16 protein-coding genes and 1 pseudogene are annotated in these 20,456 nt (G+C 70.2%); 6 read left to right on the forward strand and 11 right to left on the reverse strand.

The annotated features are described in order from the left end of the window. Nucleotides 1-55 precede the first annotated feature (55 nt). Complete coding sequence (locus tag AB0D14_RS36405) at nt 56-1,399, reverse strand: sugar ABC transporter substrate-binding protein (protein ID WP_362787397.1); 1,344 nt, start codon at nt 1,397-1,399, stop codon at nt 56-58. Nucleotides 1,400-1,475: 76 nt separating this feature from the next. Then, the gene (locus tag AB0D14_RS36410) at nt 1,476-2,495 is read right to left on the reverse strand and encodes a LacI family DNA-binding transcriptional regulator (RefSeq protein ID WP_362787398.1); all 1,020 of its coding nucleotides are present in this window, start codon (nt 2,493-2,495) and stop codon (nt 1,476-1,478) included. Nucleotides 2,496-2,676: 181 nt separating this feature from the next. Between AB0D14_RS36410 and AB0D14_RS36415 the strand changes: the two genes are divergently transcribed. Then, on the forward strand, nt 2,677-4,026 hold the full coding sequence (locus AB0D14_RS36415; protein WP_362787399.1) for a mucin-1: 1,350 nt from the start codon (nt 2,677-2,679) through the stop codon (nt 4,024-4,026). A gap of 207 nt (nt 4,027-4,233) precedes the next feature. Here the strand turns inward: AB0D14_RS36415 and AB0D14_RS36420 are convergent, their stop codons facing one another. Continuing rightward, entirely contained in the window at nt 4,234-5,697 is a 1,464-nt protein-coding gene (locus AB0D14_RS36420; RefSeq protein ID WP_362787400.1) for a hypothetical protein, read from the reverse strand. Between the two features lie 268 nt (nt 5,698-5,965). On the opposite strand from AB0D14_RS36420, the gene AB0D14_RS36425 reads away from it, so the two are divergent. Further along, the gene (locus AB0D14_RS36425; RefSeq protein ID WP_362787401.1) at nt 5,966-7,798 is read left to right on the forward strand and encodes an endonuclease/exonuclease/phosphatase; all 1,833 of its coding nucleotides are present in this window, start codon (nt 5,966-5,968) and stop codon (nt 7,796-7,798) included. A 127-nt stretch (nt 7,799-7,925) separates the two neighbouring features. On the opposite strand, the gene AB0D14_RS36430 is transcribed toward AB0D14_RS36425, so the two are convergent. The 5 genes from AB0D14_RS36430 to AB0D14_RS36450 form a co-directional block, all read right to left on the reverse strand. Then, nucleotides 7,926-8,960, reverse strand: a complete 1,035-nt coding sequence (locus tag AB0D14_RS36430; protein WP_362787402.1) for an AsnC family transcriptional regulator — start codon at nt 8,958-8,960, stop codon at nt 7,926-7,928. Between the two features lie 139 nt (nt 8,961-9,099). After that, the gene (locus AB0D14_RS36435) at nt 9,100-10,656 is read right to left on the reverse strand and encodes a DHA2 family efflux MFS transporter permease subunit (protein WP_362787432.1); all 1,557 of its coding nucleotides are present in this window, start codon (nt 10,654-10,656) and stop codon (nt 9,100-9,102) included. Nucleotides 10,657-10,977: 321 nt separating this feature from the next. Then, nucleotides 10,978-11,679, reverse strand: coding sequence for an antibiotic biosynthesis monooxygenase (locus AB0D14_RS36440; RefSeq protein WP_362787403.1), 702 nt, complete (start codon nt 11,677-11,679; stop codon nt 10,978-10,980). Between the two features lie 77 nt (nt 11,680-11,756). After that, a complete protein-coding gene (locus tag AB0D14_RS36445; protein WP_362787404.1) occupies nt 11,757-12,227 on the reverse strand; it encodes a DUF3618 domain-containing protein in 471 nt (156 codons plus the stop codon). After that, the gene (locus AB0D14_RS36450) at nt 12,224-12,637 is read right to left on the reverse strand and encodes a phage holin family protein (protein ID WP_362787405.1); all 414 of its coding nucleotides are present in this window, start codon (nt 12,635-12,637) and stop codon (nt 12,224-12,226) included. The genes AB0D14_RS36445 and AB0D14_RS36450 overlap by 4 nt, the downstream gene beginning before the upstream one ends. 192 nt (nt 12,638-12,829) lie before the next feature. Between AB0D14_RS36450 and dapA the strand changes: the two genes are divergently transcribed. Continuing rightward, entirely contained in the window at nt 12,830-13,732 is a 903-nt protein-coding gene (gene dapA, locus AB0D14_RS36455) for a 4-hydroxy-tetrahydrodipicolinate synthase (protein WP_362787406.1), read from the forward strand. Nucleotides 13,733-13,993: 261 nt separating this feature from the next. On the opposite strand, the gene tnpA is transcribed toward dapA, so the two are convergent. Further along, entirely contained in the window at nt 13,994-14,422 is a 429-nt protein-coding gene (gene tnpA / locus AB0D14_RS36460) for an IS200/IS605 family transposase (RefSeq protein ID WP_362787407.1), read from the reverse strand. Between the two features lie 51 nt (nt 14,423-14,473). Here tnpA and AB0D14_RS36465 point away from each other — a divergent pair, with 51 nt between their 5' ends. Next, nucleotides 14,474-15,688 (forward strand): transposase, encoded by a 1,215-nt coding sequence (locus AB0D14_RS36465; RefSeq protein ID WP_362787408.1) that lies wholly within the window; start codon nt 14,474-14,476, stop codon nt 15,686-15,688. Nucleotides 15,689-15,923: 235 nt separating this feature from the next. Here AB0D14_RS36465 and dapD read toward each other — a convergent pair whose 3' ends face one another. Next, entirely contained in the window at nt 15,924-16,913 is a 990-nt protein-coding gene (gene dapD, locus AB0D14_RS36470; RefSeq protein ID WP_362787409.1) for a 2,3,4,5-tetrahydropyridine-2,6-dicarboxylate N-succinyltransferase, read from the reverse strand. 144 nt (nt 16,914-17,057) lie between these two features. Then, a pseudogene (locus AB0D14_RS36475) lies at nt 17,058-17,228 on the reverse strand (TetR family transcriptional regulator C-terminal domain-containing protein); the annotation flags it as partial. Between the two features lie 176 nt (nt 17,229-17,404). On the opposite strand from AB0D14_RS36475, the gene AB0D14_RS36480 reads away from it, so the two are divergent. Together AB0D14_RS36480 and AB0D14_RS36485 are read left to right on the forward strand one after the other, a co-directional pair. Further along, the gene (locus tag AB0D14_RS36480) at nt 17,405-19,183 is read left to right on the forward strand and encodes a hypothetical protein (RefSeq protein ID WP_362787410.1); all 1,779 of its coding nucleotides are present in this window, start codon (nt 17,405-17,407) and stop codon (nt 19,181-19,183) included. 390 nt (nt 19,184-19,573) lie between these two features. Next, nucleotides 19,574-20,437: an AbfB domain-containing protein gene (locus AB0D14_RS36485; protein WP_362787411.1), complete on the forward strand. Its 864-nt coding sequence runs from the start codon at nt 19,574-19,576 to the stop codon at nt 20,435-20,437. The last annotated feature ends 19 nt before the right edge of the window (nt 20,438-20,456 follow it).

The following is a 20,456-nucleotide window of genomic DNA, read 5'->3' on the forward strand; positions in this document are numbered from 1 at the left end:
CCTGTTCCCGGCGGGGGCGTGCGCGGCGTGCGCTGGCCCGCCCCGCCGATGGGTCCTACGGGATCTTGTAGCCGGCGTTGTCGGAGAAGTCCTGGTCGATGGCACGGGCGGCCTTTTCCAGAGCACTCTTGGGGTCGGCGCCGCCGTAGACGGAGTTCAGGGCCTCGCTGAACTTCGAGGTGATGATGGGGTATCCGGCGGTCACCGGGCGGGTGACCGCGACGCAGGACTTGGTGATGTCGCTGTCGCCGCAGGGCTTGGCGAGCTGGTCGGCGTAGAGCTGGAGCGGGCCGCCCTGCTTGTAGAGGGTGCTCTTGGCGAGCGCGGTCCTGGTGGCGGGCACCGCCCCGTTGGCCTTCGTCATGGCAGTCACGTTGGCGTCGTCCAGGAGGGTGTCCAGGAACATGCCGGCGGCCTTGGCGTTTTTCGTGTCGGCGCCGATGCCCCACGCCCAGGAGCCCTGGCCGGTCTTGGGGCCGTTGCCGAAGTCGGGCAGCGGCAGCACGACGAGATCGTCGCCGAGGGCCTCGCTGTACGCGGGGTACATCCAGTGGCCGACCCAGCTCAGGGCGACGCGTCCCTTGGCGAAGGCGTTGCCGTCGGTGTTCGGGTCGACGTAGGTCTTCCAGGACTGGAAGGTCTTCATGGCCGAGACCACGGCCGGGGTGTCCAGGGCGCCTTCCGCCTTGCCGTCCTTGAGGAGGGAGCCTCCGGCGGACCAGACGATCGGGGCGAAGCCGTAGGTGCCCCACTCGTTGGCGTAGCCGGCGGTCTCCTGGAGGTCGAGGGGCTTGCCGTCGGAGTCCTTGGCCTTCAGTGCCTTGAGCGCGGCGGTGAACCGAGCTGCCGTCCAGTCGTCGGACAGGCCCTTGGGGTACTTCACCCCGGCCGCGTCCAGCAGCTTCTTGTTGCCGTAGACCCCCAGACCGGAGTCGAACATGCCCAGGCCGTAGTGCTTGCCGTCGATCTCGCCCTGGGCCTTGATGGCACCCGTGGCGTTGGTCATGGTCTTGCCGGAGACGTACGTGTCGATCGGGGCGAGCTTCTTGTTGTAGACGAAGTTCGCCATGGTCGGGCCGTCGAACTCCATCACGTCCGGCAGCTTGGTGGCGTCGGTGGCGGTGATGGTCTTGGTGTAGTCGGCCTCGGGGATCAGCTTCAGGTCGACCTTGACCTTGCTCTGCGAGGAGTTGAAGGACTTCACCGCTTTCTGCAGCGCACTGGTCTCGTTCTTCTGACCCTGGTGGGCCCAGACGCTGATGGTGCCCTTGCCGCTGCCGGCCTCGGCGGAGGCATCGGTACCGCCGCCTCCGCCGCAGGCAGCCAGTGCCGCCAGAGGGAGAGCGAGGGCCAGGCCCGTACAGGCGGTGCGGCGGTACTTTCTGTTGGTCGAGCTCATGGCTGTGCCTCCGTGCTGTGGCGAGGGTGCGAAGTGCTGACGTGCTTTCCGGGCGTGGGGTGTGGGGCTCAGGGCGCTACTGCGGGCCGCGCGGGCGCGGCGGGGCGGTGGTTTCGCGCAGGACGAGGCGGATGGGCATCTGCACATGGCCGGGCTGTTCGGTGTCGGGTTCGTCCAGTTGCCGCAGCAGCAGCCGGGCGGCTTCCGCGCCTTGGTCGGCGACCGGCTGGGCGACGGTGGTCAGGCCGATCACGTCGGCGAGTTCGTGGTCGTCGAAGCCGACGACGGACACATCGTCCGGCACCTTCAGCCGGTGGCGGCGCAGGGCACGCAGGGCGCCCATGGCCATCTCGTCGGACTGCGCGAACACGGCCGTCGGCGGCCGGGAAGCGGCCAGCAGCTCGGTCATGGCCCGTTCGCCGCCCTCGACGGTGTAGTCGCCGTCCGCCTCCAGGGCCGCGTCGTGCTCGATCCCCGCGTCGGCCAGGACGTCGAGATACGCCTGGCGCCGCTCGATGGGGGTGGTCCAGTGCTGCGGACCGCTGACCCCGGCGATCATGCCGATGCGGCGGTGGCCGAGGTTGACCAGGTGGCGTACGGCGCTCCCCGTTCCGGCCCGGTCGTCGATGCCGACCACGGTGAAGCCGGGCCGGGCGCCGCCGACCGTGGTGGCCAGCGGCACCCCCAGTGAGCGCAGTGCGGCCGACTCTTCCTCGTCAGGGATGAGCAGGGACAGCACGGCGTCCACCCGCTTGCGGACCGGCAGTTTGGTGAAGAAACGCTTGCGTGTCTCCGGTGAGCCCAGGTTGTACAGCAGGACGTCGTACCCGGCGGCGCTGAACTCACGCTCGGCGGCGTCCAGCACGGTGCCGAAGAACCAGCGGCCCACATACGGAACCACGACCCCGATGGTGAAGGTGCGGCCACTGGCCAGGCTCGAAGCGGAACGCGAGGCGGTGTAGCCGAGCTGGGCGGCGAGGACCGTGATCTGGGCCCGCACCTCGTCGGACACGCCCGGCCGGCCGCGCAGTGCGCGGGACACCGTGGACGCCGAGACTCCGGCGGCGCGGGCGACATCGGTGATGCTGGCCGTCACAGCGCATTCCTCCCGTTGATTTCACGTCGGTGTGATCTGTGGGTGACGTGACCGTAAACCTGCCCTCGTTGTTGCGCAAGCGTTTGCGTTCATATTTACTAGGGCCGATCCTCAAGAGACCCTTTCGTTATCAAGCGTCAGCGCACGCGTGTGGGCGCTGTGGAGCCGACAGGAACTGTGCATGCGATACGCCCCGCCCGGCCTCTGCGTGAACGACTTCGCCCTGCTGCGCGACGAGGACGGCACGTACGCGGTGCTGCACCTGCAGGGCCCCTGGACACCGGAGTTCGACCACCTGCGGATGGAGACCTCCTACGGCCGGGCCACCTCCACCGACCTGGTCCACTGGCAGTCCCGGGGCACCGCCTTCGGCAACGGGCTGCCCGGCCGTTTCGACCAGCAGGCCGTGTGGACCATGCACCCCTTCCGGCACGGCGCCCGCATGGCGATGCTCTACACGGGCGTCTGCGGTCTCACGCCGGGCGGCTGGCCGGTCCAGTCGGTCGGACTGGCTTACTCGGACCGCACGGACGGCACGGGCTGGCGCCGCCACGGGACCGGACCGGTCGTCGAGGCGGACCCGCGCTGGTACCGCACCGGTGAACGCATGGGCTGGCGCGACCCGTTCGTCGTACGCGATGACGAGTCGGACGGCTGGGTCATGGTCGTCTGCGCCAGCGACGCCTCCCTCCCGGTGGAGGTCAGCGGCTGCGTCGCCCTGGCCACCTCCGACGATCTGGAGCACTGGACCGTCCACCCGCCGCTCATCTCACCCGGCGACATCGACGAGCTGGAGTGTCCGGTCCTGGAACGCCTCGACGACGGCTCCTGGCTGCTGCTCGGCTCCATCGGCGCCACGCGCGGCTTCGAGGCATGGACCGCCCCGAGCCTGCGCGGGCCCTGGGCCCGCCGGGGTCCCCTCGGGCCGGCCGGCGCCTACGCTCCGCGCGTCATCGCCGCGCCCGACGGATCCCGCGTCGTCCTGCACACCACGCCCCGCCGAGTCGGTCTCACCGACGCCGGCGACCACTGCCGCGGCATGCTCGCCCAGCCGAAGTCGCTTGTGGTGGAGGGGGATTTGGCTCCCCGCCTGGAATGGTGGCCCGGCCTGAACGCCTGGCTCGGCGAGGAGACCGATCACCCCGCCCTGCACGCGGTCGGCGACATCGGCATGACCGGGCCCGCCGAGATCACCCTGCGCACCACCGGACCGGACGGCAACCGTCCCGCCCTCGCCGTGGGCTGCGACGGCAAGAACCTCTGGATCACCGGTCCCGACGGGACCCAGCTCGGCGAGACCGTCCTGACGGACCCCGCCGCCACCCTGCGCATCCTCACCATCGGCGAGTACGTCGAGGTCTACGCCGACGGCGTGTTCGCCCTGACCGCCTTGTGCTACTCCGGGCACCCCGCACCGTGGACAGCCGTCACCGAAGGACGCGCACACCCCATCCCGGTCCGTCCGATCCGGCTGCCCGACCCGGACCGCGACGACGCCTCGGCCATCTGGCCCGGTCCCTCAACTCCCTGACGGGCGAGAGCCCGCGTCCGCTGACCGACACACCGCACGGCCCTGGAAAGGTCCAGCCATGAACGTCACCGCCGCCGCGACGACTATGGCCTCCTTGCGCGCCCGGCCACGGCCAGCTTCTTCGTCGTCGGCGGAGTACAGGTGGGGGCGCAGCCCTCAGAAGCAACGGGAAGGGGAAGGGGAAGGGGCGGCGGGGGCGAAAACCCCCTAACCCCCTTGCTGCGACCGCGCCTTGAACGCCGCCTTACGGGCCTCCTTGGCCACCTTCTTGTCGGGATGCAGCCGCCCCATGGCCTCCAGCACATCCGGTGTGGCCGGATGATCCACCCGCCACGCCGCGGCGAAGAAACTCCCGTGCTGCGCGGCAAGCCCCTCCACCAGCGCCTGCAACTCGTCGGAGTTGCCCTCCGCGGCAAGCTGCGCGGCGATCGTGTCGACGGTCAGCCAGAAGACCATCCCCTCGGACGGCGGGGGCACGTCCGGGACACCCCGCTCGGCGAGCCAGACCCGCGCCAGCCCACCCAGTTCGGCGTCGTCGAGCACCTCGTGGAGCGCCGGCGCGGCCTCCGTGCCGACCAGGGACAGCGCCTGCTGACAGCGCAGCCGCCGCAGCGGCGCCCCCTTGTCGGAGCCCCGGGCGGCGGCGAGCAACTCGCGTGCCGCGTCGAGGGGATCACGCCGGGCGAGCCACTGCTCGGTCTCCGCCTGCGCGGACGTGGGCGGAAACACGGACGTGCCGTCGAGGAGCACATCGGCCCCCTTGTCCGCGAGGTCGCCCACCGCGGGCGCCACGAACCCGGCCTCCAGGAGCCGCGCCCTGATGCCGTACACCCCGAGCGGGGTGAGCCGCACCATCCCGTACCGGGAGACGTCCGCGTCGTCCACGGAGTCGTCCACGGAGTCGTCCAGGGGGACGTCCACGGGCGCTGCGGGCTCCTCGTCGGTGTCGGCCATGAGGGCCTCGTCGACGGGCTGGAAGTCGACGAGGCCGACCGGCTCCAGGACCCGGAACTGGTCGTCGAGACGCATCATCGCGTCCGACACCTGCTCCAGGACGTCGTTGGTGGGCTCCCCCATGTCGTCCGGCACGATCATCGACGCGGCGAGGGCGGGCAGCGGGACCGGAGCCTCGCCGGGCCCGTCCTCGCCGGCGGTCAGCAGGTAGAGGTTGCCGAGCACCCCGTCGAGGAACTCCGCCTCCGCCTCGGGGTCCCAGTCCAGAGTGGAGAAGTCGACCTCGCCGCCCTCGTCCATGGCCTCCATGAGGTCGTCGAGGTCGGGCACGCTCGCGTCGGCCAGCACCGTCTCAAGGGCGACGAGCCACAGTCCCAGCACATCCTGCGGTGCTCCGGAGAGGACGAGGTCCAGCTCGGCGCCGGCGGTGACCGTGCCCTCCTCCTCGTCCACGACCTCGACGAGCCCGGTGTCCACGGCCACCCGCCAGGCCTCACTGGCGTAGGCCGCGGCGTCCTCGCCGTCGAGCCCCAGCTCCGCGGCGGCGGTGGCCAGTTGTTCCTCGACGAGTTCGCCACCGGCCCCGACCCGGGTGGCCGGGCCGGCCCAGCGGGCGAGCCGCACGGCGCGCGAGAGGAGCGGCGTGGCGAGCGCGTCCCGTGCGAGCTCCGCTTCGGAGTGCAGACGCACCGGCGGCAGGGGGGAGCTGTCTGACATCGGCTGATTCTCCTAGGACGAACAATCGGACGTATATCTCGGCGTCCGTCACGGACTCCGCGGGCCGCCCGGGAGAACACGCTCCGGCCGCCCCGGAAATACGGTCTCAGCCTAGACGGATTTGGACCCATGCCGCCCGGTTCATGAACCTGTCAGAAGTGTCGAGCCAGGAAACCTTGACAAGTGCCGTGGCCAGACACGAGATTGACGCGCGTAGATACTCGCGGGCGGCATCGCGGCGCCCACGTACATCCCCGGAGGGATTTCGTTGCCGAGCAAGTCTTCCGCACGCATAGCCGCGCTCACCGTCGCCGCCGTCTGTTCCACGGTCTCCTCGGTGGTCCTCACCTCACCCGCCCACGCGGATGCCGTGGCCGTCCATGACATCCAGGGCTCCACCCGGACGTCCCCGCTCGCGGGTCAGCAGGTCACGGATGTGGCCGGCGTCGTCACGGGCGTACGGACCTATGGTTCGTCCCGCGGTTTCTGGATCCAGGGTCCGTCCGCGGACAACGACCCGGCCACCAGTGAGGGCGTCTTCGTCTTCACCAGCTCGACGCCGAAGGTCGCCGTCGGTGACTCCGTCACCGTCTCGGGCACGGTCACGGAGTTCGTGCCGGGCGGCGCCTCGACCGGCAACCAGACGGTCACCGAGATCACCCGGCCGACCGTGACGGTGGCGTCGAGCGGCAACGCCCTGCCCGGGGCCACGGTCATCAACAGCCGTTCCGTGCCTGCCGCTTACGCGCCCGAGGGCGACACGGCGGCGGGCGGCTCGGTCGGCGGTCTCACCCTGCGGCCGAAGAAGTACGCCCTCGACCACTACGAGTCGCTGGAGGGCATGAACGTCAAGATCGGCTCCTCGCGCGTGGTCACGGCGACCGACCCGTTCTCCGAGCTCTGGGTGACGGTCAAGCCGCACGAGAACCCGAACCGCCGAGGCGGCACCGTCTACGGCGCGTACACCTCGCAGAACACCGGCCGGCTCCAGATCCAGTCGCTGGTCCCCACCGCCACGGAGGCTTTCCCGGCGGCGAACGTCGGTGACACCCTGAAGGGCACCACCGAGGGCCCCCTCGACTACAACCAGTTCGGCGGCTACACGCTGACCGCCCGCACCCTGGGCACGGTCGAGGCCGGCGGCCTGGAACGCGAGACGACCCGCAAGCAGTCGCGCACGGAACTCGCGGTCGCCACGTACAACGTCGAGAACCTCGACCCGACGGACGGGACGTTCGCCGACCACGCGGCCGCGATCGTGGACCACCTCCAGTCGCCCGACATCGTGTCCCTGGAGGAGATCCAGGACAACAACGGCGCGACGAACGACGGTACGGTCGCCGCCGACACGACGATGCGGAAGCTGACCGACGCCATCGTCGCCGCCGGCGGCCCGGCCTACGAGTGGCGGTCCATCGACCCGGTGAACCTCGCGGACGGCGGCGAGCCGGGCGGCAACATCCGCCAGGCGTTCCTCTACAACCCGGCGCGTGTCTCCTTCGTCGACCGCGCGGGCGGCGACGCCACCACCGCCGTCGGCGTCACGAAGGTGCACGGCAAGGCGCGGCTGACGGCCTCCCCGGGCCGTATCGACCCGGCGAACGAGGCCTGGACGAACAGCCGCAAGCCGCTCGCGGGCGAGTTCGTCTTCCGCGGCGACACGGTCTTCGTGATCGCCAACCACTTCGCGTCGAAGGGCGGTGACCAGGCGCTGCACTCGCAGTTCCAGCCGCCGGCGCGCAGCTCAGAGACCCAGCGCCACCTTCAGGCGGCCGCGGTGAACAGCTTCACCAAGGACATCCTGGCGAAGCAGCGGAACGCGGACGTCGTCACGCTGGGCGACATCAACGACTTCGAGTTCTCGAAGACCACAAAGCTCCTGGAGGCCGACGGCGCGCTCTGGTCGGCCGTCAAGTCCCTGCCGGAGAGCGAGCGTTACAGCTACGACTATCAGGGCAACAGCCAGGTCCTCGACCAGATCCTGATCAGCCCGTCGATCCGCAAGGACCGCGACTTCACGTTCGACAGCGTGCACATCAACTCGGAGTTCTCCGACCAGATCAGCGACCACGACCCGCAGGTGCTGCGGTTCCGCCCGTAACTGTTCGGTTCCGTTCCATCCGGTGCTGTTCCGGTTCCGTCCGGAGTCACCTTCGGTCGTATGCCGCTGAGCCCGGCCCCGACGTCAGGGGGCCGGGCTCGGTCGTGTCCTGAAGGGGAGCCGGTGGTCAGCGGCCGGGTTCGTAGGTGAGCTGTTTGACCTGGCGCAGAGTGAGGACGGTCTCGACGGCCTGGACGCCGTCGAGAACCCCGATCCGCTCACTCAGGTACGTGTACAACGCGCTGGTGTCACGGCAGAGGACGGAGGCGATGATGTTGGCCTGGCCGGTGACGGCCGCGGCGAAGCCGACCTCGGGATGCCCCGCGAGAGCGCGCCCGACGTCGGCGAGTGCGGAGGGGGCCACGGTGAGCCAGAGCATCGCGTGGGTGGCGTGCCCCAGAGGTTCGCGGTCGTGCTGTACGTCGAAGTAGAGGACCCCGCAGGAACGCAGACGGTCCAGGCGCCGCTTGACCGCCGACTCCGTCTGCCCGGTGCTCGTCTGGAGTTCGGTGAGTGCGGTCCGGCCGTCGCGCCGGAGCACGGCGAGCAGGGCCTCGTCGTCCGCGTCCAGGGCGACCGGAGCGGTGGCCGTCTCGACGGGCGGCGGGGTCAGGGCCGCCTCCTCGTCGGGATCGAGGGCCCGCAGTTTGTTGAGCCAGCCGAGCGCGCCGCCGTAGTAGAAGTGCAGCAGGCAGTGCGCGCTGACCGAGATGACACGCGGGGTGCGCGGCAGACGGTCGAAGAGCAGTTCGTCCCGTTCCTGCTTCGAGCGCGGCTTCATCGCGCACATCACCTCGGTACCACCCGAGAACAGGCCGATGTACGAGGTGTCGGGGCGTCTGGCCAGCGCGCCCGCCAGTTGTTCCGCCACGTCCGGAGTACAGCGCAGCCGGACGATCCAGTTCTGCCTGCCGAGCCTGCTCCCGTCGGTCACGCCGAGCACGCGCAGGCCCGCTGTGGTGCGCAGCCGCCGGAAGCGCCGCGCGACGGTCTGGTCCGAGACCCCGAGCACCTCCGCGATCCGGCTGAACGGCGCACGGCCGTCCACCTGGAGCGCCTGCATCAGCTTCAGATCGAGGGGGTCGAGCGCACGGGACGCCACCGGATCGCTTCCGCTCTTCTCACTGAAGGTGGGCACGGGCTGCTGGCTGCTGAAGATCATCGTACCGAGGAGGGGCCGGATACGCGGGACCCGGACCGACCCGGACAGTGAGGCCCGGGCCCAGGAGTGTATTCCTGGGCCCGGACCTCGTACCGGCGCCCATCCCGTCCCCACGGAGGGCACCCGGTAAGACGCCGGATCACCGCCGCGGGTTCATCCCTACCGGCGGTCGAGTTCCGGCGGTCGAGCCGACGCCCGAGCCCGAGCCAGTCATCACGGTCGTCGCCTGCCGCGGGCTGCGCAGCAGGAGGGCCGCGACCGCCGCAGCGAGCAGGGTCAGGACCGCGGACACGATCAGACACAGGTGGAGGCCGTCGAGGAAGGCCTCGGACAGCGCGCCCAGGGCACGCCCCTGGGCCGGGCCCAGGTCCATCCGCGCGACCGCGCCGAGGCCGCCCTCGTCCACGGCCGAGACGACGCTGTTCCGCTGGGCGCCCGTCAGGCCCGCCTCGGCGAGGTGCCCGGACAGGGAGTCGGTGGCCCGACTGGTGAGCAGGGCGCCCAGGACGGCCGGGCCGAGGGCGCCGCCGACCTGCCGGAAGGCGTTGTTCCCGGCGGCCGCCATACCGGCCAGGTGGTGCGGTACGGAGGCGACCGCGGTGGCGGTCATGGGGGTGATGACCAGGCCCATGCCGAGGCCCAGCAGGGCCAGCCGCCAGACCAGCGAGACGTACGAGGTGTCGGCGTCGATCGTGATGAGGGACAGCAGGGCGCCCGCGCTGACGAGGAGACCGCCGGTGATCAGGGCGCGTGCCGACAGCCGGTGCATCAGGCGGCCGACCGGTGCTCCCACCAGGATGGCCATCAGGCTGACCGTCATCAGCCGGACGCCCGCCTCCAGGGTGCTGAGCTGCTGGACCATGCCGAAGTAGAGGCTGAGGGCGAAGAAGAACCCGATCAGACCCAGGAAGCTGATCATGGCGACCAAAGTGGTGGCGCTGAAGGCGGCACTGCGGAACAGCTTCAGGTCGAGCATCGGGCTGTCGCTGCGCCGCTCCACGAGGACGAAGGCGACGCCGCTGACGACGGCCGTGAACAGGGCCACCAGCACCTTCGCGTCCGAGAAGGAGCCGGCGCCGCCCTCGATGACCCCGTAGACCAGCGCGGTGATCGCCAGCGCCGCGGTGATCTGGCCGGGCCAGTCCAGCCGGCGGGCGCCGGCAGCGCGGGAGTCGGTCAGCAGCCGGGCCGCGCAGACCATGGCGACGAGCGAGACGGGGGCCGCCAGCAGGTAGATCCACCGCCAGGCGAAGTGTTCGAGGACGATCCCGGCGATGATCGGGCCGAGGGCCAGGGCCGACAACAAGGATGTCGCCCACAGGCCGATGAACTTGCCGCGTTCCCTGGGGTCGGGGACGACATGGCTGATCAGTGCCAGAGTCGTGGGCAGCAGCGCGGCCGCGCCCACCCCGGCGAAGGCCTGGCCGATCCAGAGGACCTCGATCGACTGGGCCGACAGGGCTATGACCGCGCCGGCGGCGCAGCACGCCAGGCCCGCCTGGAAGACCCTCTTACGGCCGTGGACGTCACCGACGACCCCGGCGGTGAGGATGAGGGCGGCCATGGGCAGGACGAACGCGTCGGACACCCAGGCCAGTTGGGCGGTCGAGGCGTGCATCGCCCGCTGGATGGCCGGCAGGCTCACCGAGACGGTGGTCACCGGCAGATAGGCGACGAACACGCCCACGCAGGCCATGACGAGCGTGGCCGCCCGCCGGCCCTGCGAGACGCTCGCGGCCGTCGCGGCGGTCGCGGTAGTTGTGGCGTTCACGGAATTCCCCCTTGCGGCGCGCACACGCCGCGGTCGTCTGTTTCCGCGCTCACCTTCGGCCGCACCGCCGATGCGGAGCCAGCCACGGTCGCGATATCCCGGAAATCCGACACTGGAACCCTGTTCCCGACGGATTTCCGAGACACCGACGGAGGCAACCGCAACCGCAACAGCACCCGTCAGCCGTCAGCCGTCAGCCGTCAGCCGTCAGCCGTCAGCCGTCAGCCGTCAGCCGTCAGCCGAGGATCACTCGGGGACGAGACCGAGGGCGTAGATGTAGCGGCCGACCGTGGACTGCTTCAGACCGGGGTACGTCTGCACGCGCTCCCACTGCGGCGTGCGCGACCCCACCCCGTCGCCCGGCGCGCCCATCGCCTCCATGTGTGCCTCGGCGCTCTCCCACTCGGCGTAGTTGAGGACCTTCGTGCCGTCGGTGCTCAGGTGGAAGTGGGCGGAGATTCCGCCGGGATGCGGGTTCGGCTCGCTCTCCAGGGCCTCGAACACCGCGTCCACCCAGGCCCGTTGCCGCTCGGGGTCCGCCCCTTCGAACTCGATCTCGACGATCACGACACAGCCGGGCACCCGGGCATCCGCCTCCCGGACGCCGCTACGGTAGCGCCGGTACCGGTCGATGCCCACCCGCTCGATGCCGGGCACGGCCACATCGATCTCGTCCACCCGCTCCTGCCGGTGGACCTTCACGAACGCCTCGTACTCCTGCTCGCTCCGCCACTGCGACTGGTGCAGCAGGGTCGTGCCGTCGTTCCCGGTGTAGACGTAGTACCCGAGCAGCCCCTCGGCCGGCCACGGCCGCTTCTCCCAGGTGGCGGCGATCGATTCGACCGTAGCCTGCTGCCGTTCCGGGGTTCCCACCCGCCAGGTGCTGAAGAACGGGGCTCCGACCTCGGGACGGGCCAGTTCGGGGTGGGTGTCGGTACGACGAGTCATCACAACCTCCGGTGATCGCTGCTCAACGCGTGCGACACCCACCCTCCGACCTCAACCAGGCTTCAGGTCAAACAAGCTCAGCGGTGGCCGTTGTGCCGCCGCCGCAGCAGCCCGGCCGCGACCACCGCGCCGGCTCCGGCGCCGGCGATCAGTACGGGCTTGGGGTGGCGCAGTCCTGCCTGCACGACCGCGGTCGCCGCGTTACGCACCGGCTGCGGCACATGTTCCTGAACCACATGCCCGGCCTGGACGGCCCTGCCCTGTACTACGTGCCCGGCCTCGGTGGCCCTGCCCTGCACCAGGTGTCCGGCCTGCGCCGCCTTCTCCTGGACGACGTGACCTGCCTCGGACGCCTTGCCCTTCAACTCCGCGCCCCGGGCCCGCGCACGGGCCCCCACATCGGCCTTCGCAGCCAACTCCTCTACGGTGTCACCCAGTTGACTGCGGGTCTGCTCGATCTGGCGCCGCAACTCGTCCGGCCCCTCAGCCCCTCCGGCGGGCTTGTCCGAGACCCCGCCGGCCTCTACGGCGTCGTTGCTGTCCTTCATCGGTGCGCCCTTTCCTTGATCTCTTCGACGTCGGCCCGGACGCTGCCGAGCGCCTTCTCGGGCATCGGCGGGGTGGCGCGGCCGAGTTGCGCACGGCCGGTCTTCGCCAGCACGCCTGCGATCACAAAGAGCACGGCTGTGACAATGAGCGCCGACGCCCACACCGGCAGCACCAGGGAGAGTGCGGCGGCACCAGTCGCCGCCAGGGCCATCAGCCCCACATAGGCGACGGCACCGGCCGCGCCGAGCAGGCCGCCGCCGCGCCCCGCGCGCCGCCCCTTCTCCGTCAGCTCCTCTTTCGCCAGCCGCATTTCCTGTCGTACGAGTTCGGAAAGCTGTTCGGTGGCCTGTCCGACGAGTTCACCCACCGAGTGCTGCTCGTCCGGCCGCCGTTCCGTGGTCCCGGTCATGGCATCCCGCCTCCTTTCGTCCGGGGGGAACGCCCGGGTACCCGGCTGCGCCGCCACTACCCCTTCACCACCCCATCCCGGACCCGCGCTCGCAGCCTGCAGCCCACTGCCAACGATTAAGTAGATCTGCTTACGAATAACACGTAGAAAAATTAAGTGGAGCTTCCACGTGGGTGGGCTGAAACTACCTCCATGACCCCACCCTCACGTACCCGCCCCTTCGGCCGTGCCCTCTGCGCGATGGTCACGCCCTTCACCGACGAGGGGCGGCTGGATCTGGACGGCGCCCAGCGGCTGGCCGAGCGTCTGGTGGGCGAGGGCTGTGACGGACTTGTGCTGTCCGGGACCACCGGGGAGTCCCCGACCACGACGGACGCCGAGAAGTCCGCGCTCGTACGGGCGGTGGTCGAGGCCGTCGGCGACCGGGCCGCGATCGTCGCGGGCGTCGGGACCTCCGACACCCTGCACACCGTCGAGCTGGCCCGGGAGGCCGAGAAGGCCGGCGCGGACGGCCTGCTGGTCGTCACCCCGTACTACAGCAGGCCCCCGCAGGACGCTGTCGAGGCGCACTTCCGGGAGATCGCGGACGCCTCGGCACTGCCGCTCGCCCTGTACGACATCCCGGGCCGCACCGGCACCCGCATCGAGCCGGAGACCATGCTGCGGCTCGCCGAGCACCCGCGGATCGTGGCGGTGAAGGACTGCGCGTACGACCTGCTCGGCACCCAGAAGGTGCTGGCCCGCACGGATCTCGCGTACTACACGGGCTGTGACGAGTACGCCCTGGCCCTGTACGCGGTGGGCGGCGCCGGATACATCAGCACGGTGGCCAACGTCGTGCCCGGCCTGCTCCGGGGCATCCTGGACGCGTTCGACGCGGGAGACACCGAAGGGGCGGCTCACCGCCAGCGACAGGCCAACGCCCTCATCGAGTTGGTGATGGCCTCGGGCTTGCCCGGTACGGTCACCACGAAGGCCCTGCTCAACTCCCTGGGCCTGGCCGCCGGTCCGGTGCGGGCACCGCTGCGGCCCGCCGGCCGGGAAGCGACCGACGGGCTGCTGGCCGAGTACGAGCGGCTGGTGGCCGCCGTCTGATCAGCTGCCAGCGCCCGGCGGCCTTGATCAACGCGTTCTGCGACAGGTCCTCGGCCGCGTGCCGGTCCCCGCCGCTGAGCAGCACGGCGGTCTTCAGCAGCGCCGACGACCGGTTCTCCACGAACTCCCGGAACCGCTCGTGCCCCTGGGCATCCGTCCCCTGATCTTCGCAGGGAATCCCGGCGTTTGCGCCGGGAGGGGATGCGATCCCGGGACCGGAGGCGGGCAGCGCCGGAGTTCTCTGCGTATACGGGGTGGCGGTCAGGCGGGCCGCTTCTGGTTCTCGATGTAGTCCTTGACGGCCTGGAGCGGCGCGCCGCCGCAGGATCCTGCGAAGTACGAAGGTGCCCAGAGGTGGCCGTGCGTGATCGCCCGGTTCATCGTGCCGGTGTACTCCTGGCGCAGGTACCGGGAGGAGACGCCTTTGAGGCTGTTGACGAGCTTGGACAGGGCGACCTTCGGCGGGTAGTGCACAAGCAGGTGCACGTGGTCGTCTTCGCCGTTGAACTCCCGCAGCTCTGCTTCGAAACTCTCGCAGACGTCCCGCATGATCTCTTCGCAGCGCGTCAGCATCTCGTCGTTGAAGACGCCGCGCCGGTACTTCGTGACGAAGACCAAGTGAACGTGAAGGTCGCAGATGACATGACGGCCCCTGCGAAGGTCCGGATCTGGCTCCCAGCGTGGTGACATAGACCAAGCGTAGTATGATCACGCGAGCTGACCAGGAAGGGGGTGGGCCGGATGATCCGTGCGTACAAGTTCCTCATGCGGCCCACCGTGGGCCAGACGGCTGCGCTCACTGAGATGCTGCGGGATCACTGCTCGCTCTACAACGGCGCGTTGCAGGAGCGCCGGGACGCCTACCGGCACGCCTCGAAGACGAGCGTCACGTACGGACAGCAGTCCGCGCAGCTCAAGGAGATCCGCTCGTTCGACCCTGAACGTCAGGGACGCTGGTCGTTCTCGTCACAGCAGGCGACGTTGCGCCGTCTGGACAAGGCGTTCGCCGCGTTCTTCCGCCGGGTCACGTCCGGTGAGGCGCCCGGCTATCCGCGTTTTCGCGGGGTGAACTGGTTCGACACGGTGGACTTCCCCAAGGATGGGGACGGCTGCCGCTGGGACTCCACCCCGCACGCCCCCGTGACCCGCGTCCGTTTCCAAGGTGTCGGGCACGTCAAGGTCAACCAGCACCGTGCCGTGGTCGGCAAGGTCAAGACCGTCAGCGTCAAGCGCGAGGGACGCAAATGGTTTGTCGTGCTGACCGCCGAGCAGGACCAGCCCGATCCGCTGCCGCTCACCGGCAGCGTGGTCGGCATCGACCTGGGCATCGCCAACTTCCTCGCCGACTCGGACGGTGGCTTCGTGGAGAATCCGCGCCACGGCCGCAGGGCCGCCGCGAAGCTCGAAGCAGCACAGCAGGCCCTGTCCCGGTTCCCGCGCCGCAAGGCCAAGGACCGCACCAGGAACCACCAGCGCGCTGTGGAGAAGGTCGCCGAGCTGCACGGCAAGGTCCGCCGCCAACGGCTCGACCACGCACACAAGACCGCGCTCGGCCTGGTCCGTGAGCACGACTTCATCGCGCACGAAGACCTCAAGATCCGCAACATGAGCAAGGCTCCCGCGCCGAAGCCCGATCCCAGGACGCCAGGCACCTTCCTGCCTAACGGGGCCGGCTCGAAGGCCGGTCTGAACCGCTCGATCGCTGATGCCGGATGGGGGGTGTTCCTGACGATCCTGAACGCAAAGGCTGAGAGTGCCGGGCGGGAAGTGATGGCCGTGGACCCCCGCAACACCTCACGGCGGTGCCCCGAATGCGGGCACACCGCCAAGGAGAACCGGCCCACACAGGAGAAGTTCCACTGCCAGGCGTGCGGCCACAACGCGCACGCGGACACGGTGGGCGCGATCAACGTTCTACGGGCCGGGCTGGTCCGTCGCGACGCCCAACCGGCATAGCGAGAAGCCCCCTCGATCACGAGGGGGAGGAGTCACCGTCACCGTCTCTTCCCCGCGCGAGCGTCTCCCCCGCTCCCACCCGTACTGACGTGCCTGGCGTGCCCTGGCTATGCCTGACCGGCCCGGGAATTCTCACGGCCCGCCCCCGACCCACAACGAGCGCCCTCCCGCGGTAGCGGAAGGGCGCTCGTCGCAAACAGCCGCCGCGCGGCTCAGTCGTGGCGTGTGTGGCGTGTCAGTTGTGGCTGTGAAGAACCTCGTTCAGCCCGCCCCACACCGCGTTGTTCGGCCGCGCCTCCACCTTCCCGGTCACGGAGTTGCGGCGGTAGAGGATGTTCGAGGCCCCGGACAGCTCACGGGCCTTGACGATCTGCCCGTCGGGCATCGTGACCCGGGTCCCGGCGGTGACGTACAGCCCGGCCTCGACGACACACTCGTCACCGAGGGCGATCCCGACACCCGCCTCCGCACCGATCAGGCAGCGCTCGCCGATGGTGATGCGGACGTTGCCGCCACCGGACAGCGTGCCCATGGTGGAGGCTCCGCCGCCGATGTCCGAGCCGTCCCCGACCACGACACCGGCCGAGATGCGGCCCTCGACCATCGACGTGCCGAGGGTGCCGGCGTTGAAGTTCACGAAGCCCTCGTGCATGACCGTGGTGCCCGCGGCGAGGTGCGCGCCGAGGCGGACCCGGTCGGCGTCGGCGATCCGGACACCCTTGGGGGCCACGTAGTCCGTCATGCGCGGGAACTTGTCGACGGACGTCACGGCCAGGTGGAGGCCCTCGGCGCGGGCGTTCAGCCGGACCTTCTCCACGTCGTCGACGGCCACCGGTCCGAGCGAGGTCCAGGCGACGTTGGCGAGGTGCGCGAACATGCCGTCGAGGCTCTGCCCGTGCGGCTTCACCAGGCGGTGCGAGAGCAGGTGGAGGCGCAGGTACACGTCGTGCGCGTCCAGCGGCTTCTCTTCGAGTGAGGCGATGACCGTGCGGACCGCGACCACCTCGACGCCACGGCGGGCGTCCGGGCCGATCGCCTTCACGGCGCCCTCGCCGAGCAGTTCCGCCGCGCGCTCGGCGGACAGCCGCTCGGAGCCGGAGGGGCCGGGCTCGGCGACCAGTTCCGGGGCCGGGAACCAGGTGTCGAGGACGGTGCCGTCGGCGGCGATCGTGGCGAGCCCGGCGGCCACGGCGCCGGTGGTACGAGGAGCAGTCGTGTCGGTCATGAGGGCAACCTAACTGCCCGGGGGCGGTACGGGCCAACCGGCGGCGAGGACGTCTCAGGGTGCGAGCCGGGCCCATCCCCTCAGGCCCCCATCCCTCTCCGCCCCTCCGCCCTTCTGCCCCGTTGCCCCTGTGCCCTCCGCTCCTCAGACGATCACCCGCGCCAGCACCTCCCGCACGTACTCCTCGTCGTACGGCGCCCCCGTCAGCAGTACCTGAAGGCAGATCCCGTCGATCAGCGCCACCAGCGCCCGCGCGGTCACCGGGTCAGTGCGGCGGGTGAGGAGGTCGGCGAAGTCCCGGCCCCACTCCTCGGCACCGGGATCCTGGAGGGCGGCGCGCGCGGCGACCGTCCAGGGCCGATCCGCGAGGCGCCTGTGGGAATGTGCGCAGCGGCCCGCCCCCGTTCGCTCATTTTCCTTATGGCACACGGAAGTTACCGGTAGTTACTGTGCGGTAATCCGGACCGCTGTCGCCCCCGATGGAGACAATCATGAGCACAGGAGTCCCCCCACGCCGTGCCCGCCGGCTGCGCCCGCTGGCCGCGGGAACGCTCGCCGTGGCCGCGCTGACCGCGGCGCCCTCTACCGACGGAGCACCGGTCGACGGAGCACGCTTCGACGGAGCCCTGGCCGCCGCCGAGGCCCGTACCGAGACGCCGGTGCCCTCCGCCTCCCCGGTCACGGGAGTCACCGAGACCCAGGTCTCCCTGCGGATCCCGCTGCCCGCCACCGCCGGAAGCCGCCCGGCACGCTGCGACCGGCTGTCGTACCTCCGTTACCGCTCCTCGGACGGACCGGCGAGGTCGGCCGACGCCGACCGGATCCTGGTCGCCCAGCCCGGCATCCTGGAGGGCGCGGGGGCCTTCGACAGCGTGGCCCGCAACACGGTGAGAGCGGCAGCCGACAACGGCGAGCACATCGAGTTCTGGGCCCTGGACCGGCGCTCCAACTGCCTGGAGGACAACGCCGGTATCGCAACGGGCAGCGCGAGCAAGGCAGTCGGCTACTACTACGAGGGCCAGAAGGTCGACGGCCGCGCTTTCGACGGTTTCCTGACGAGCGATCAGGTGGGCTGGCTCGGCGAGGTCGGTCTGGAGCAGACCGTCCGTGACCAGTACGACCTGCTGACCGCGGAGCTGCCCGACCAGAAGCTGCGCAAGGAGAAGGTGCTGTGCGGCGGGCACTCGCTCGGCGGGGTGCTCACCGGCGCCTTCGCCACCTGGGACTTCGACGGGAACAGCGCGACGAAGTCGGACGCGGGCTACAACCAGTGCGCGGGCTACTTCGCCCTGGACACGACGATCGCCGTCAACCTCGATGACCTGAACGGCGGTTCGGGCACCCTCAACGGCGGCCTGCTGCCCAAGGGCACGGTCCCGGAGACGGGCCTCGGGTACACCGCCGTACAGGCGGGTCTGCGCACCGGCGTCCTGCCCCGCTTCCTGGCCCTCCCCGCGGTGATCAACCCGGAGATCATGAACGTGCTCGCGATCAGTGGTCTGGCCGCGCGCGTCGCGCCCGACACGCAGTCCACGCTTCAGAACGCCCTGCCGGCGAACTCCAACATCGAGACGACGACCCGCACGATGTTCTCGAAGAACGCGGCCGTGTTCCTGAGCGGCAAACCGGCGATCCGCGATTTCCGGCTCACCAACGAGGCGGTCCTGGGCGCCTTCATGGACGACAACTCGGCCCCGTTGTCCTTCATCCAGAGCAGTGTGGGCCTCTTCGACGGCGGCCGGCTCGCCGACAAGGACTTCCCCGTCTCGAACGACGTCCAGGGCTCGCCCGCCCTGTTCGGTACGGAGCTGAAGGCGATCCCGGACGAGCCGGGCGGCCCCCTCTACACCTGGCGCGACTTCGACCGGGTGGGCGCGTCGGACGACCCGGTGCACCGCTCGGCCGACGGCACGCCGTTCACCACGGCCGCCAAGGAGGTCTCGGACATCGGGGAGCTGGCCCGGAGCCTCTCCGAGCAGCCGCTGGACTTCACCGAGGACTACTTCCCGACGAAGCTCGTCACGGACCTCTCCTTCGTGGACGACCCGCGGATCGCCCGGCACATGGCGCACCCCGAAGGACTGACCGCCAATCCGGCGATCACCTTCGTCGCGGGTGACGGCATCCTGGCGGACCACATCCCGGCGGACAAGAACCCCGTCGTTCTCCCCGGCTACCAGCACCTGGACGTCCTCACGGCGGCCCCGGTCCAGAACAACGGAAGCCGCGAACGGATCGCCGCCCTCCTGTCCGTCTTCGGAAGGCGCTAGCAGAACACCCTTTCGGCGCCCGAGCCTGCGCTCAACTTGCGTCTCAGGCGCCGGACCCCGCCCTCAGGGCCCTGATCTCGAATCCTTAAGCCTTAAACTATCTTTCTGGGCCGACCAACGCGAAGATGGGCGTCAATCGGCCGACGACCGCCGTGAGTTCGGGTAGAAACCGCTCTCAGGAATGCTTACTCGACGCGCACAAGTTCCACTAAGGTTCCCCTCGTCGCGCACACGGCTCTCCCGACCAGGGCCGCCCCGTGTGCCCGTGACCTCCGCCTCCTCTCGTTCTACTTGCTTTATTTGCTCCACTTGTTCCACTAGTTCCACTTGCTCCACGACACATGACCGCACCGCGTCCGCCCTCGACGGCGACGCCGGGGGGAACCGCGCATGCCCGAAAGAAGTACCGAATCCCATCCTGATCCGTCGGCCCACCTTGCGAAGGTGTGGGAGACCGGCGAGACCCTGGACCAGTCCCGCATACCCGGGACGCGCAGGCTCTGGCTGGCCGGAGCACTGCTGCTGGCGGTCCTCGCCTCCACCGTGACGACGGTCGCCGTGCTGGACAAGGACACCGACACCTCGTCCAAGGAACGGACGAAGAACGCCTCCGCCACGGACGAACTGCTCGTGCCCGCCCCGCCCACCGCGGCCACGGCGCCCAGCGGCAAGAGCGGTCTGGCCGCCCCCGATCCCTCCGGGACCACCGCGGAGGGCTCCACGTCACCCGCGGACCAGCAGGGCGGCGCCGGCTCCGAGCCGGTGCCGCGGCCGTCGAAGTCGAAGGCCGCGTCCTCCGGCAAGCCGCCGGCGTCCACTCCCTCGTCCTCGCGGAAGTCCATCCAGGCGGTCAACTACACCGACCGCTACTGGCGCCTCGACCGCGACTCCGTGCGGCTCGACCAGGTGAACTCGCGCAGCTCGTCCCGGACCAGGCAGGCAGCCTCTTTCAAGCTGGTCCCCGGCCTCGCCGACGCCGACTGCGTCTCGTTCTCGCTGGGCGACGGCCGCTATCTGCGCCACGCCCAGTTCCGGCTGCGCGCCGACCGCCACAACGGCTCCGAGCTCTTCAAGAAGGACGCCACGTTCTGTCCGCGCCCGTCGGCCTTCTCCGACGCGGTCATGCTGGAGTCGGTCAACTACCGCGGCCGTTTCCTGCGGCACCGCGACTTCCGGCTCCGCCTGGACTCGTACGAGAACAACGGTCTCTACCGGGCGGACTCGGCGTTCCGCCTGGTCAAGGGCCTGGGCTGAGGCACCCGCACCCGCACAC

Origin of the sequence: Streptomyces sp. NPDC048484 (assembly GCF_040651415.1) — a bacterium.
Classification (GTDB): domain Bacteria; phylum Actinomycetota; class Actinomycetes; order Streptomycetales; family Streptomycetaceae; genus Streptomyces.